Raw genomic sequence first — 14,607 nt, 5'->3', positions numbered from 1 at the left:
CCCCGACTTCCCGTTACTCCAAAGTTTTTCAAGGATTAAACGATCATGGCTGCTAAAGACGTAAAATTCGGCGATTCCGCTCGTAAGAAAATGCTCGTTGGTGTCAACGTTCTGGCTGACGCGGTAAAAGCGACCCTCGGTCCGAAAGGCCGTAACGTGGTACTGGCCAAGAGCTTCGGCGCTCCGACCATCACCAAGGACGGCGTTTCCGTCGCCAAAGAGATCGAACTCAAAGACGCCTTCGAAAACATGGGCGCCCAGCTGGTCAAGGAAGTCGCTTCCAAGGCCAACGATGCTGCCGGTGACGGCACCACCACCGCTACCGTCCTGGCTCAAGCCATCGTCAACGAAGGCCTCAAGGCCGTTGCTGCTGGCATGAACCCAATGGACCTCAAGCGCGGTATCGACAAAGCCACCGCTGCTGTCGTTGCCGAGCTGAAGAACCTGTCCAAGCCATGCGCCGACTCCAAGGCCATCGCTCAGGTAGGCACCATCTCCGCCAACTCCGACAGCTCCATCGGTGAAATCATCGCCGAAGCCATGGAAAAAGTCGGCAAGGAAGGCGTGATCACCGTCGAAGAAGGCTCGGGCCTGGAAAACGAACTGTCCGTCGTAGAAGGCATGCAGTTCGACCGCGGCTACCTGTCGCCGTACTTCGTCAACAAGCCAGACACCATGGTTGCCGAGCTGGACAGCCCGCTGCTGCTGTTGGTCGACAAGAAGATCTCCAACATCCGCGAGCTGCTGCCGGTTCTGGAAGCCGTTGCCAAAGCCGGCCGTCCGCTGCTGATCGTTGCCGAAGACGTCGAAGGCGAAGCCCTGGCGACCCTGGTGGTCAACAACATGCGCGGCATCGTCAAGGTTGCTGCGGTCAAGGCTCCAGGCTTCGGCGACCGCCGCAAGGCCATGCTGCAGGACATCGCCGTGCTGACCGGCGGCCAGGTCATCTCCGAAGAAATCGGCCTGACCCTGGAAACCACTACCCTGGAGCACCTGGGCAACGCCAAGCGCGTGATCCTGTCGAAAGAAAACACCACCATCATCGATGGTGCTGGCGTCGACGCCGACATCGAAGCACGCGTCAAGCAGATCCGTGCCCAGATCGAAGAAACCTCTTCGGACTACGACCGTGAGAAGCTGCAAGAGCGTCTGGCCAAACTGGCTGGCGGTGTTGCCGTGATCAAGGTCGGTGCAGGCACCGAAGTTGAAATGAAAGAGAAGAAAGCTCGCGTCGAAGACGCCCTGCACGCTACCCGTGCAGCCGTCGAAGAAGGCGTGGTGCCTGGCGGTGGTGTTGCCCTGGTGCGTGCCCTGTCGGCCATCACCGAGCTCAAAGGCGACAACGAAGACCAGAACGTCGGTATCGCCCTGCTGCGTCGCGCTGTAGAAGCACCGCTGCGTCAGATCACTGCCAACGCCGGCGACGAGCCAAGCGTGGTAGCTGACAAGGTCAAGCAAGGTTCGGGCAACTACGGCTACAACGCTGCAACCGGCGAGTACGGCGACATGATCGAAATGGGTATCCTCGACCCTGCCAAGGTCACCCGTTCGGCGCTGCAAGCGGCTGCTTCGATCGGCGGTCTGATGATCACCACCGAAGCCATGATCGCTGACGCACCAAGCGAAGCTCCAGCTGGCGGCGGTATGCCAGACATGGGCGGTATGGGTGGCATGGGCGGCATGATGTAAGCCAGCCTTACCCGCTGCACCCTCAGAAGCCCTGGTTCGTGAGAACCGGGGCTTTTTTATGTTCGCCACGGTATTGTTTTGCGCCTGTGCGATCGGGCGCCTGTCGTGCGGCGGATCGCGAGTTGCGCTCGCTCCTACGATCTATCTAGGGTTAATGATGGTACTGGGGCGGTGCCGATAGAGGATCAGGTAGTACGATCCCAAGCCGATCAACCAGCAGAACACCGCCGTCCACACGTTGTGCGACAGAAAATGCGCGCCCTGCATCATTCGCCCCAGACCAAGCACCGAACCTGCCACCAACGCCACGACAAACGCCGCCCGTGCCAGGCGCGGCCTACGATCGCGCAGCATGAAGAACAGCCCGAACAGGCAGAAGCCGGTCGCTGCATGCCCGCCCGGCCAGCACAGCCCGGGTTTGTCGGTGGCCGGCCGCGGTTCCAGCAACTTGCTGTAGGTCTCGCTGCCGCCGAACTGGGTCAAGCTCCACGGGCATTGCACCTGTGTGACCTTCTTCAGTGGCGTGACGAAGGCCGTCGACAGCCCCAGCGCCAAGACCAGGCATCCCAACTCACGACGCCAACCGAACAGCCTGGGCCAGACCAGGCTCAGGGCAAAGGCGGCGAGGGCGAGCAAACCGAGCACGATTACCCCTTGCTTGACCCGATCATGCAGCACCGTTTCCAGCAGGTAGCTGTGCCGGCCGATGAATTGACCGGCGGCCGGGTCGAAGAACAACGTGGCGATGTCCATGTCCAGCGAGGTCAACTCCAGCAACAGCAAGGCCAGCGTAATGGCCAGCGGCGTGCCCAGGTACAGCCACAGGTTGAGCGGGCGAGGGTGAAGGGTGTGCGACATGGCGACTCCAGGATGCGAAAAGTTCGGCATTGTCGTGCTGGCACTATGCTCTGTGCGTGAAGGTTCGGTGAAAAAACCGTCAAGTGCGCTGAATTCGTCCCGGGGCTGGTACACGACCGGCGATGGCCTTAAGCTGCGCCTGCCGCGCACCTAAGCGAAGCGCCGCACAGGAGACCCCGATGCGTATTCTTTTGGTTGAAGACAACCGCGATATCCTTGCCAACCTGGCCGATTACCTGGGCATGAAAGGCTACACCGTGGACTGCGCCCAGGATGGTTTGTCCGGCTTGCACCTGGCCGCCACCGAGCACTACGACCTGATCGTGCTCGACATCATGCTGCCCGGTATCGACGGCTACACCCTGTGCAAGCGCCTGCGCGAGGACGCCCGCCGCGATACCCCGGTGATCATGCTGACCGCCCGCGACCAGCTCGACGATCGCCTGCAGGGCTTTCGCTCAGGGGCCGATGACTACCTGCTCAAACCTTTCGCGTTGTCGGAATTGGCCGCACGCATCGAGGCGGTGCTGCGCCGGGCCCAGGGTGGTGGTCGGCGTACCCTGCAGGTGGCCGACCTCAGCTATGACCTGGACACCCTCGAGGTGTCCCGCCAGGGCCGATTGCTCAAGCTCAACCCGGTTGGTCTCAAGCTGCTGGCGGTACTGATGCAGAAGAGCCCCCACGTGCTGCGCCGCGAGGTGCTCGAAGAAGCCCTGTGGGGTGACGACTGCCCGGACAGCGACAGCCTGCGCAGCCATGTCCATCAGTTGCGCCAGGTGATCGACAAGCCGTTCGAGAAACCCTTGCTGCATACCGTCCATGGCGTCGGCTATCGCCTCGCCGAGGGCCGTGATGGAGTTTAAACAGAGCCTCGCCCAGCGCATCATCATCGCCTTCGCCTTGATGAGCGCGCTGGTGGCAGGCGCCTTTGCCTTTGGCATCGTGGCCACCGTGCACCTGGTCGAAGAGCGGCTGATTTCCTCGGTGCTCGGCGGCGACTTGCAGCGCCTGCTGCGCATGGACAGCGTCAGCGACTGGAGCCACCGACCGCGGCCCGACCAGCTGTTCTACTTCAGTGGCGGGCGCGATGACTTCGAGCTGCCCAAGGATCTGCGCCACCTGGATGTGGGCTTTCATGAGGTGTTCCGCGACCAGCTTTCCTATCATGCCATGGTCGAGATCGTCGATGGCCGGCGCTACGTGCTGCTGCAGGACCAGAGCGATTTCGAGGAGCGCGAGCGTCTGTTGTTTGCGGTGGTGGTGGTCGGCTTCGTGCTCAGCCTGGTCCTGGCCGTGGTGCTCGGCTGGCTGTTGGCGCGGCGGGTGATGGCGCCGGTGATTCGCCTGGCCCGCCAGGTGCGCCATCGTGACCAACTGCTGGGGCTGGCGCCGCCGCTGGCGCCTGATTACGCGGCCGATGAGGTCGGGCAGCTGGCCGTCGCCTTCGACGACACCCTCGGCCGGCTGCGCGACGCGCTGACCCGTGAGCGGCTGTTCACCAGCGATGTCAGTCATGAGCTGCGCACACCGTTGATGGTGCTGGCGACCTCCTGCGAACTGCTCATGGAAAACCCCAACCTCGACACGCGCTCCCGCAGCCAGGTGGAGCGCATCGCCCGCGCCACCGAGGAGATGCGCGAGCTGGTCAAGACCTTCCTGATGCTTGCGCGTGCCCAGCGTGATCAGGGCGCGGTGGCGTCCCGGGCCACCCTGCGCGAAGTTGCCGAAGACCTGATCGGCGTGTGGCGCGACACCATCGAGCAAAAAGGTCTGACGCTGTACTTCGATGGCCAGGTCAGCGCGGGTCCGCTGCTGTACAACGCCACCTTCCTGCAATCGGTGATGGGCAATTTGTTGCGCAATGCCGCGCACTACACCGACAGCGGATACATCCGCTTGAGCCTGGAAGCCACCGGTTTCAGCGTCGAGGACAGCGGCGTCGGCATTCCCGAGGAACAACGCGAAGCGATGTTCAAGCCCTTCGTGCGCGGCGATGAGCGCCGTGGCGAGGGGCTGGGCCTGGGGCTTTCGCTGGTGCAGCGGATCTGCGATGACCAAGGCTGGCGGGTGACGCTGACCTCGACCTCGCCCCACGGTTGTCGCTTCCAGGTCGACCTCAGCCAGAGCGCGGAAACGACTGATCCCTTTCAGTAATGGCATGAAACATTCATGACGAGTGCTTACATTTTTTTCACATCAGGATAACCTGGCCGTTACGACTCGTTACCTAAGGTGTGCGCACTGGAACCTGGAGACGCCCAATGCGCAGCCCGATCAAACTCGAATTTTCCGAAAAGTATGACCAGCAACATGCCCAGGCTTACTTTCGCAAGCACCAGGACGGGCTGGCTCGACGCCTGTCCCATGCCCGCGATGAGCAGATGGCCCGTCGCGCCCTGGCGCTGGCTGGGGAACCGGGCCTGGTGCTCGACTTACCCTGCGGTGCTGGGCGCTTCTGGCCGCTGCTGGCGGAAAAACCGAATCGGGTGATCATCGGTGCCGACAATTCCGAGGCGATGATCCAGACCGCGTGTGCCGCGCAACCGCCAGAGGTGGTAGCCCGGGTACGGCCTTTGCAGACATCTGCGTTCGCCATCGACCTGCCGGACAACGCGGTCGACAGCATATTTTGCATGCGCCTGTTCCATCACATCGGTGACCCGGCGCACCGCAAGACCATTCTTGACGAGTTTCAGCGGGTTAGCCGTGACAGCGTTATCCTGTCGCTGTGGGTAGACGGCAATTTCAAGGCCTGGCGCCGCCGCAAGCTCGAAGACAAGCGCAGCGCCAGGGCGCAGCAGGACAGCTACCAGAACCGGTTCGTGTTACCGGCAGAAACGGTAGAGGCCGAATTCAAGGCCGCCGGCTTCAGAATCCAGGAGCACCTCGACTTCCTGCCGTTCTATGCCATGTGGCGGGTTTATGTATTGCGTAAGGGGTAGTGTTTGATGGCGGTAGCCCAACATGGGGAATCACGGTTCGACTATTACTGGCGCCAGCAAGGCGAGTGGGTCGAGGAGCCCAATCAGCGGCGCGGCGGCGAAAGCGGCGTACAACGGCTGAGCGACGGTAACGGCAAGGTGCTGTATGCCAAGCGCCAGGTTGGCCACATCTATCGCAGCCTGTTGCACCCATTCGGCAGGCCGACGGTGCTGCGAGAGCTCGACGCGCTCAACAGTTTCGAACAGCTTGGGGTCCGCGTGCCGCGCATCGTGTTCTGCGGGGCCGAGCGCGACGCCGATCGGCAATGGCGGGCGTTGCTGGTCAGCGAGGCCCTCGACGGCTTCGTCGAGCTCGACACCTGGCATGCCGAGGGCGCGCGCGAGCGCTATCCCCAGGTGGTGCACGAGCGCATGCTCAAGGAGCTGGCCGACAACCTCGCGCGCATGCACCTGGGCCACTGGCAGCACGGCTGCCTGTACGGCAAGCACGTCTTCATCAAGGTCATCGGCGAGGGTGAGCAGGCCCGCGTCGAAGTCGCACTCCTGGACCTGGAAAAGTGCCGACGCCGCCTCAGCTGTCAGCGCGCGGCAGGTAATGACCTGCGCCAGCTGCGTCGCCACTCGTCGCTAAATGACACGGAATGGCAAACGCTGCTCTACTTTTACCAGATGGCGTTTGGCAGCGCTGTCAAAGGGTTAGGGCAATGAAACTAGAAATCGCTCGAGCTTTGTTCCTGGTGGCTGGCTTGGCTGTGACCACAGCGGCATTCGCCGCCTGGGAAGAGCCCAAGCCTGGCGTCATCAGCAAGGCTGGCCAATGCGCGATCCCGCGCATAGCCAAGGCACCCGAGGCTCAGGCCCAGCCTGACCACGATCTGCTGCTGTTCCTGTTCGGCATGCGCCAGGGGCTACGCCCATTTGGCTGAAATCGTTCGAGCACAGCAAAAGCCTCGCAGTCGCGAGGCTTTTGTTTTTTCGCGGGCACCCATGGCGGCTCATCCAGCGCCGGGGCGCATCGGCGCAGCGGGGTGCGCCAGCAGGGTGTAGATGCATGGCAGGACGAACAGGGTGAACAAGGTCCCGATCGACATGCCCGTGGCGATCACGATGCCGATATCGAAGCGGCTCACCGCCCCTGCGCCGCTTGCCAAAATCAACGGCACCATGCCGAATACCATCGCTGCCGTGGTCATCAATACCGGGCGCAGGCGGATGGCAGCCGCTTGTTCAATGGCTTCGCGCACACTCAGGCGTTGCTCCGCGCGCAGTTGGTTGGCGAATTCGACGATCAGGATGCCATGCTTGCTGATCAAGCCGATCAGTGTCACCAGCCCGACCTGGGTATAGATGTTCATGCTCGACAGGCCAAGGAACAGCGGCAGCAAGGCGCCACAGATCGACAGCGGTACGGTCACCAGAATCACCAGGGGATCGCGGAAGCTTTCGAATTGCGCGGCCAGCACCAGAAAGATGATCGCCAGCGCCAGGCTGAAGGTCACCCACAAGGCGCTGCCTTCCTGCACGTATTGCCGCGCGGTGCCGGCATAGTCGAAGGAAAAGCCCTCCAGCTCCTCTTCCCGGGCGATCTCCTGCACCGTTTGCAGGGCCTCGCCGATGCTGACGATCGGCACGCCCTGGATGATTGCAGCGTTCAACTGCTGAAACTGATTGAGCTGGCGCGGTCGGGCACGGTCGCTCAGGGTGATTAGCGTCGACAAGGGCAAGAGCTGGCCCTGTCGATTCTTCACGTAGTAGTTGTTCAGCCAGCCAGGGTTGTCGCGGTAGGGCCGCTCGACTTGGGCGATGACCTTGTAGCTGCGGCCGTCGAGGGTGAAGCGGTTGATCTCGCCCTCGCCCAGAAGGGTCGCCAGGGTGCCGCCCAAGGCGTCCATGGAGACGCCCATCTGCGCGGCCTTGGCGCGGTCGATGTCGACCACCACCTCGGGCTTGTCGAACGCCAGGTCGATATCCAGGAAGGCGAACTTGCCAGAGTCCTGGGCACGCTGTTTGATCCGCTGGGTGACCTCGAGCAGGGCAGGGTAGTCGCCAGCGGTATTGATCACGAACTGGAACGGCAAGCCCTCGCCGGTGCCGGGCAGCGACGGCAGGTTGAAGCCGAAGATCTGCAGCCCACTGATTTCTTCGAGCTTGGCCTGTACCAGTGGCAGCAGCTCCATCTGCGTGCGCTCGCGCTCGTTCCAGGGTTTGAGCAGAAAGCCGCCGATGCCGCTCTGTACCCCGTTGAACCCGTTGATCTGGAACGAGGAGTAGTACTCTGGAAACGAGCGGAACACCGGCATGAACTGATCGGTGTAGGCATTGAGGTAATCAAGGTTGGTCGGCTGCGGCGAGCTGCTGATCATGAAGATGACGCCCTGGTCCTCGTTGGGCGCCAACTCGCTCTGGCTGAACATCACCAGCAGCGGAATCAGGCACAGGACGATGGCGGCGAACACCAGCACCACTGGGCGGCTGTCCAGGGTCGCATGCAGCAGGCGCCGGTAGCGTACCTTGAGCGCCTCGAACAGCGTGTCGAGCCGATGGGCCAGGCCGCTGGCATTGTGTCCAGGGCGCAACAGCATGGCGCACATCATCGGCGACAGGGTGAGCGCGACGATGCCGGAAATCACCACCGCCCCGGCCAGGGTGAGGGCAAACTCCTTGAACAATGCCCCGGTCAGGCCGGTGAGAAAGCCGATGGGCGCATACACCGCCGCCAAGGTGATGGTCATCGACACCACGGGCAGGGCGATTTCCCGCGCCCCTTCCAGCGCCGCCACAGGGGGAGGCTGGCCCTGCTCCATGTGCCGGTGGATGTTCTCCACCACGACGATGGCATCGTCCACCACCAGGCCGATGGCCAGGACCATCGCCAGCAAGGTCAGCAGGTTGAGTGAGTAACCCATCAGCTGCATGAAAAACAGCACGCCGATCATCGACAGGGGGATGGTCACCACTGGAATCAGCACCGAACGCAGGGCGCCGAGGAACAGGAACACCACGACGATGACGATCAGCACCGCCTCGCCCAGGGTCTTGATCACCTCGTCGATCGACGCCTGGATGAACAGCGTCGCATCGTAGGCGATCGATGCCTGGAGCGCCGAGGGCAGCTGCCGTTCGAGCTCGGGCATCACCTGGCGTACCTGCTTGATCACCTCCAGCGGGTTGGCGGCCGGGGTCGCCTTGATGCCGATGTAGACCGACGGCGTGCCGTCGAACGAGCTGACCGTGTCGTAGTTTTCCGCGCCCATTTCGACCCTGGCCACATCGCCCAGCAGTACCCGGCTGTCGCCCTCGACCTTGACCGGCAGGGCGGCGAACGCTTCGGCCGATTTCAGTTCGGTGCTGGCGTTGATACTGCTGACCACGTACTCGCCTTTGACCTCGCCCGCCGCCGCCAGGAAGTTGTAGCGGCGTACCGCATCGGTCACGTCGCTGGCGGCCAGGCCGAAGCCTGCCAGCTTGATCGGGTCGATCCAGAGGCGCATGGCGAACACCTGGTTGCCGAGGATTTGCGCCTCGGCCATGCCGGGCAGCGTGGCGAGCTTGGGCTGGATGACCCGCGACAGGTAATCGGTGATCTGCGGGTTGCTCATCTGCTGACTGGCAAAACTCACGTACATCAGCACCGAGGCGTCGGCCGCTTCTTTGCTCAATACCGGGTCTTCGGCAGCTTGCGGCAGCTGATTGCGGACCTCGTTGGCCTTGGCCAGCAACTCGGTGAACAGGCGGTCGCTGTCGGCACCGATGCGCGCATAAATGGAAATCACCGAGAAATTCTGCCGACTGACCGAGGTCATGTAGTCGATGCCTTCGGCGCTGGCCAGGCTCTGCTGCAAAGGCTGGGTGATGTAGCCCTGGATGGTCTCGGCGTTCGCCCCGGGGTAGGCGGTGGTCACCGTGATCAGGGCGTTTTCCATCTTCGGGTATTGGCGAATCGGCAACGTGCTCCAGGCCTGTACCCCGAGCAGCAGGATCAGCAGGCTGACCACACAGGCCAGCACAGGTCGGCGGATGAACGGGTCGGTAAATGCCATGCCAACCTCCTGCTCAGTCGCCGCGCGCAGCGTCGGGTTGGCGCTCTGGCGCAGGGGCCTGGCCGGCACGAATGGCCGCACCCGCAGTCAACTTCAACTGGCCGGCGGTGACTACCTGCTCGCCAGCGACAAGGCCCTGGGTGATCACCACCACGCCATCGCGGCGCTCGCCGGTCTGTACGGTACGCGGCTCGGCACTCAGTTGTGGCTGGCCGTGCTGGTCGGGTGGTCGGTCGCCGTTGGGTGTCTGCCGCGCTGTGGCGACGTATACCGAGTTGCCATAGAGGGTGTAGGTGATGGCGCTTTCCGGCACCACCACCTGGGGTTGTGGATCAGGCAGCAATACCATCAGGTTGGCGAACATGCCCGGTAGCAACTTGCCGTCAGGATTGGCCAGGGTGGCGCGCACCAGCAGGTTGCGGGTGTTTTCGTCGACCTTGGGGTTTATCGCGCTGAGGCTGGCGTTGAAGGTTTGCCCAGGGTAGGCAGCGACCTCGACTTGCACCACCTGGCCCAGGCTCAGGCGCGGTAATGCCTGTTCGGGCACATTGAAGTCGACGTACAGGCTGGAGGTGTCCTGCAAGGTCGCGATCACGCTGCCAGGTGCCAGGTACTGACCGACATCGACCTGGCGAATGCCGATCGTGCCGCTGAAGGGCGCGGCGATGCGCTTCTTGGTTTGCTGCGCCTTGAGCTGTTCGACCACCGCCTGGTTGCGTCGGTACTGCGAACTCAGGCGGTCGTACTCGCCGCGCGAGATGGCGGCGTCACCTACCAGCTGACTGGCTCGGCCGAAGTCGATTCTGGCCAGGCCGAGATCGGCTTGGGCGGTACCGAGCAGGGCGCTCTCCTGATCGTCATTGAGCTGCAGCAGCGGTTGGCCGGCCTTGACCTGCTGCCCCGAATCGAAATACAGCGTCTTGACGATGCCTTGCACCTCCAGGCTCAGGTCGACCACTTGCCCAGCCCTGAGGCTGCCCACAGCGGGCAGGCGCTGCTGCCACTGGCGTTGCTCGGCCGGCGCCAGCGCCACGGTGACAGGCGGCCTCGGCGCGGTGAACACCTGGATCTGCCGATAGATCGAGAAGGCCTTGTAGCCTCCCAATGCCAGCACGATTAGCACAACCACTGCCAACATGATGAGCATGCGGCGGCGCATAGGTCCGATTCCTTGGCGACGAGCGGTAATGGGCGGGGCACGACAGCGGGCGATCCTGCCCATGTGCGGATGCATCAAGTATCGTCTGTTTTTCGCCGCACGTCGGAGCAATTGCGCTGGCCCAGGCAGCGCAAGTGCTCTTCGCTCAAGGGCAGTGCCTCAGGCCAGGTGCAGGTGGTTGTCCCAAAAGCCTGAGGGCAGCTGCATCGGCTGGCCGACCAGCTCGGCCTTGCGACAATCGTAGAAGCGGCAACGCCCCTGACCGGAGGTCACGACGAAACCGTCCTGCACTGCGCCAACCCCGGCACAGTCGGGCATCGGTGCGTCGAGCCTGACCGCGCCGCTGTCCAGGTCCCAGATGAACAGGCGATTGGCCCGCGGCGCGGTCAGCGCCACCAGGCGCAGCTCGCTGTGGATGGCGACACTGGCGGTGTACTGCGCCATGGACTGCAACTGCCGCTCGGGTACCGGGAAGGCCTGCAAGGCCTCGCCAGGGCGCTTGATCGCCAGCAGTTGCGCGGTTTCGTCGGCATCGCCCATGAACTGCTGGCAGGCGGCGATGGTGCCATCGCTGCCCACGGCCAGGTGCCGGATGCTGTTCATCTGCTGGGCCAGGGTTTCCTGGCTCAGCAGGGTGCCGTCGCGCTTCATCAGTACCAGGCTCGGCTGCATGGCATCGAGGTTCATCTCGACCCGGCTTTCGGCCTCGGTACGAATACCGCCGTTGGCCACGATCAAGGTTTCGCCATCGGGCAGCCAGGCCACTTCGTGCGGGCCGATACCGTGGGTTGGCAGCTCGCCGCTGTGCACCAGCCGCTCATCCTCGAAGCGGTACACGCCCAGCACGCCGCGACCTGGGTCGGTGGTGTCGTTCTCGGTGGCATATAGCCACTGGCCACTGTTATGGATGACCGCATGGCCATAGAAGTGGCGATTGGGCTGTGAGGCGAGCGTCTGCAACAGGCGCCCGTCGCGCACGTCGATCAGGTAGCTTTCGGTACCAGGGCGACGGGCGACGAACAGGGCGATCGGCAGCTGCGGGTGATCGATGATGGCGTGGCAACGCTGGCCGACCTCGGTGCTGAACACCTGGGTGCCGTCCAGGCGAAAGCCGACCGCGTAGTGCTTGCCATCACCGTCGTCACGCGCCGACAGCAGCAGCGGTTCGCTGCCTTTGTTGCGCAGCAGGCTCCAGCCGCCCAGGGTCAGGGCGCTGAGCAACACGCTACCGAGTTTGAGGGCCTGGCGTCGCAGCATGATCAGTCACCGTCGTTGGCATTGAAGCCCAGCTGGATGTTCAACGCCTTGGCCAGCTCGCCTTCGTGCAGGCGGTGGACGACGTTGAGGCTGTCGTAAAGCTGGTTGAGGGTCTGCTGCCCGGCATCGTCGGCCAGCAGCTCACCGAGGGTCTTGTGGTTGTCGGCCAGCAGCTTGAGCGAGGTAGCGTAGGCGTCGTCGATCTTCTGCGCCAGCGCTTTCTGATCGCTGGGCAACAGGCCACGCAGACCCTGGTTGTCGACCCCGACCCACACCGCCTGGGCCGCCTTGAGGGTCGCCTCCAGGCTCTTGAGCGAGGCGTGGCTGCGCCAGGCTTCGGCTTGCAGCGGTTGAGCGATGCCTTTGCTCTGCCGGCCCATCGGCGCGCCGAGTTTCTTCTTCAGGGTATCCAGGGCAGTGACCTGGGAGCGCAGCAAGTCGGCGATGGCCTCATGGGAGTCGGCATAGCGCTGGTTGGGGAACTTGGTCATCTGCGAGAGCATGCCGTCGGTGCTGTTCCAGCCCTTGAGGATCTCCTCGGCAAGGGTTTTCTGATGCTCGCCGATGGCCACCAGCAGAGGGCAGTAGCGGGCCTTCTGTTCAGCCGTGGCGATGTCCGGCTTGCTGTCGAAGAGAATGTACTCGTAGGCCGACAGGCCGCGGACCACGACGCTGGACTTGCTCAGGGTAGCGGCATCGACCGGCTTGTCGCCGTTGACCAGTTGCTCGACCTGACGGCCTACCAGGTTTTTCTTGTCAGGCCAGAACTGCACCTGCCAGGCGCGGTTGCCTTCGGCCAGCGGGCCAACCAGCAGGGGCTGCAGCTCAGCCCACGCCTTTTGCGCGTTGAGGTAGTCGGCGCGCGCGGTTTCCAGGCTCTGCTTGCCCTCGCAGTACGCCAGGGCGCTGGCTGCCAGCTGGCGGTCGGCTTCGACCCAGCGGCTGTAGGTGGGCAGGATCACCTGCTTGGCGATTGCGGCGGAGGTCACCGCCTGCGGGTCTTGCGGCGAGCAGGCGCCCAGGGCGAGTGCGGCGAGGCTGGTGAACAACAGTTTAGGTCGGAACATGCCCGGCTCCTTGCGCGTATTAAAGTGAATTGAGGAACGCCAGCAACGCATCGCGCTGCTCGGCATTGAAGGTAAGCACTTGGTCGCGTGCCCGCTGTGCCTCGCCGCCGTGCCAGAGCACGGCCTCGAGCAGGTTGCGCGCGCGACCGTCATGCAGAAGCTGGGTGTGCCCGCTGACCGTTGCGGTCAGGCCGATGCCCCACAGCGGCGGGGTGCGCCAGTCCTGGCCATTGGCGGCGAATTCGGTGCGTTCATCGGCCAGGCCCGGGCCCATGTCGTGCAGTAACAAGTCGCTGTAGGGGCGGATGAGCTGATTGGCCAGCTCCGGCTCGGGCGCATCGGCGGCGGTGGTGAACTGCGGGGTGTGGCAGCCCTGGCAGCCGGCCTGGAAGAACAGGTTCTTGCCGGCCAGCACCTGCGGTGCGTTCACCTCGCGCCGAGCTGGGACGGCAACGTTGCGCGCATAGAAGGTGACCAGACGCAGGATATTGTCGCTGACTTCTTTTTCATCGCCGTCGCCGTCGCCATTGGGCGCTGCCAGGCAGGCGGTCTGCGCGGCGGTGCAGTCGTCCTTGGGTTGCAAGGTGGTGGTCAGGCCCATGTCACCGTTGAACGCGTGCACGTTCTGCTGGTTGACGTTGGGCTGCCCGGCCTTCCAGCCGAAGCGGCCAATCACGGTCTTGCCCAGGGCGTCGTCCCACACGCGGTTGGCACGCCCGCGGATACCGTCGCGGTTGCGGTCGTCCGGGTCCTCGTTGGCCAGCAGGGCGGCTTCAGGTATGGCTTCGAGCAAGCCCAGGCCGATCATCGGCGGCGCCACGCGGGCGGAAAATCGCGTATCGGGGTGCATGGCACCGTAGCCAAGCTGGCTGATCTGCAAGCTCGGGCGTCGCAACTCGACCTGGTGCCCATCGGCGAAGCTCACCCACAGGGGCGTGTAGCTGACCCGCACCTTGCCCTCGGGCGTCACGCCGGGCACCGCCATGTCCTGCAACTGGGTGCCGTAGACTGGCTCGGGCACCACGCCCAGGCGCTCGATCACCTTGGCCAGATACGGCTGGTCGGGGATCGACAGGCGCACGAGCATGCCCACGGCATTGCTGGCGCCTGGTTCCGGCGGATGGCCGCGGCCATCGCGCACGTGGCAGTTTTGACACGCATTGGTGTTGAACAGCGGGCCGAGGCCATCGCGCGCAGTGGTGGTCGAGGGTGCGATCACCCAGGGACTGCGAAAGAAACTGTTGCCCACGGCAAAATCCAGACGGCGCTCGGGCGAAAGGTTGGCCGACGGCAAGGAAAACGCCTTGCGATCACTGCGCACGACCGTTGCCTGGCCACCGGACAGCGCTTCGCCAGGCTCGGCCTGGGTGAAACGCGGGGCGTCGTCACAGGCGGCGAGGGCGAGGGCCAGCAGCGCAAGAAGGGATCGGGACAGCGACGAGGACATGCAAAATCCTGGGCGTGGACGAAAAAACCGGCGTGCAAGCTTAGCAAAGTGCTGGAATTTGAATAAGAGCAATTTGCAATTACCCGGATGAAATCTGCCCCAGTGGTGCGCCCATGAAAAAGGCGACCCTAAGGTCGCCTCTGCTCAC

The 14,607-nt window shown here is 63.6% G+C and carries 12 protein-coding genes; 6 read left to right on the top strand and 6 right to left on the bottom strand.

From position 1 onward, the window contains the following. Positions 1-45 precede the first annotated feature (45 nt). On the top strand, positions 46-1,689 hold the full coding sequence (gene groL, locus ACLEJW_RS15825) for a chaperonin GroEL (protein WP_145188241.1): 1,644 nt from the start codon (positions 46-48) through the stop codon (positions 1,687-1,689). A 141-nt stretch (positions 1,690-1,830) separates the two neighbouring features. Here the strand turns inward: groL and ACLEJW_RS15820 are convergent, their stop codons facing one another. Next, positions 1,831-2,547 (bottom strand): phosphatase PAP2 family protein, encoded by a 717-nt coding sequence (locus tag ACLEJW_RS15820; RefSeq protein WP_440777876.1) that lies wholly within the window; start codon positions 2,545-2,547, stop codon positions 1,831-1,833. Positions 2,548-2,726: 179 nt separating this feature from the next. Between ACLEJW_RS15820 and colR the strand changes: the two genes are divergently transcribed. The 5 genes from colR to ACLEJW_RS15795 all read left to right on the top strand — a co-directional run bounded on the left by colR (position 2,727) and on the right by ACLEJW_RS15795 (position 6,415). After that, positions 2,727-3,410 (top strand): two-component system response regulator ColR, encoded by a 684-nt coding sequence (colR, locus tag ACLEJW_RS15815; protein WP_063913285.1) that lies wholly within the window; start codon positions 2,727-2,729, stop codon positions 3,408-3,410. Continuing rightward, positions 3,400-4,701, top strand: coding sequence for a sensor histidine kinase (locus ACLEJW_RS15810; RefSeq protein WP_145188235.1), 1,302 nt, complete (start codon positions 3,400-3,402; stop codon positions 4,699-4,701). The genes colR and ACLEJW_RS15810 overlap by 11 nt, the downstream gene beginning before the upstream one ends. A 107-nt stretch (positions 4,702-4,808) precedes the next feature. Continuing rightward, positions 4,809-5,489: a class I SAM-dependent methyltransferase gene (locus ACLEJW_RS15805; protein ID WP_145188232.1), complete on the top strand. Its 681-nt coding sequence runs from the start codon at positions 4,809-4,811 to the stop codon at positions 5,487-5,489. Positions 5,490-5,495: 6 nt separating this feature from the next. Next, positions 5,496-6,197 carry a lipopolysaccharide kinase InaA family protein gene (locus ACLEJW_RS15800; protein WP_313295031.1) on the top strand — a complete coding sequence of 234 codons (702 nt, stop codon included), beginning with the start codon at positions 5,496-5,498 and terminating at the stop codon, positions 6,195-6,197. Next, positions 6,194-6,415 carry a hypothetical protein gene (locus ACLEJW_RS15795; RefSeq protein WP_313295030.1) on the top strand — a complete coding sequence of 74 codons (222 nt, stop codon included), beginning with the start codon at positions 6,194-6,196 and terminating at the stop codon, positions 6,413-6,415. Before ACLEJW_RS15800 ends, ACLEJW_RS15795 begins: the two co-directional genes overlap by 4 nt. A gap of 69 nt (positions 6,416-6,484) precedes the next feature. Here ACLEJW_RS15795 and ACLEJW_RS15790 read toward each other — a convergent pair whose 3' ends face one another. The 5 genes from ACLEJW_RS15790 to ACLEJW_RS15770 all read right to left on the bottom strand — a co-directional run bounded on the left by ACLEJW_RS15790 (position 6,485) and on the right by ACLEJW_RS15770 (position 14,459). Continuing rightward, positions 6,485-9,529 (bottom strand): multidrug efflux RND transporter permease subunit, encoded by a 3,045-nt coding sequence (locus tag ACLEJW_RS15790; protein WP_440777875.1) that lies wholly within the window; start codon positions 9,527-9,529, stop codon positions 6,485-6,487. 13 nt (positions 9,530-9,542) lie between these two features. Further along, positions 9,543-10,688, bottom strand: coding sequence for an efflux RND transporter periplasmic adaptor subunit (locus ACLEJW_RS15785; protein ID WP_440777874.1), 1,146 nt, complete (start codon positions 10,686-10,688; stop codon positions 9,543-9,545). Between the two features lie 159 nt (positions 10,689-10,847). Next, the gene (locus ACLEJW_RS15780) at positions 10,848-11,945 is read right to left on the bottom strand and encodes a DUF1513 domain-containing protein (protein ID WP_440777873.1); all 1,098 of its coding nucleotides are present in this window, start codon (positions 11,943-11,945) and stop codon (positions 10,848-10,850) included. A gap of 2 nt (positions 11,946-11,947) precedes the next feature. After that, positions 11,948-13,012 (bottom strand): imelysin family protein, encoded by a 1,065-nt coding sequence (locus ACLEJW_RS15775; protein WP_145188213.1) that lies wholly within the window; start codon positions 13,010-13,012, stop codon positions 11,948-11,950. Between the two features lie 19 nt (positions 13,013-13,031). After that, a complete protein-coding gene (locus ACLEJW_RS15770) occupies positions 13,032-14,459 on the bottom strand; it encodes a di-heme oxidoreductase family protein (protein WP_440777872.1) in 1,428 nt (475 codons plus the stop codon). Positions 14,460-14,607 lie beyond the last annotated feature (148 nt).

The sequence above is a fragment of the Pseudomonas sp. SMSB3 genome (assembly GCF_052041965.1).
Classification (GTDB): Bacteria; Pseudomonadota; Gammaproteobacteria; order Pseudomonadales; family Pseudomonadaceae; genus Aquipseudomonas.
This window is presented reverse-complemented; position numbering and strand designations above follow the sequence as displayed.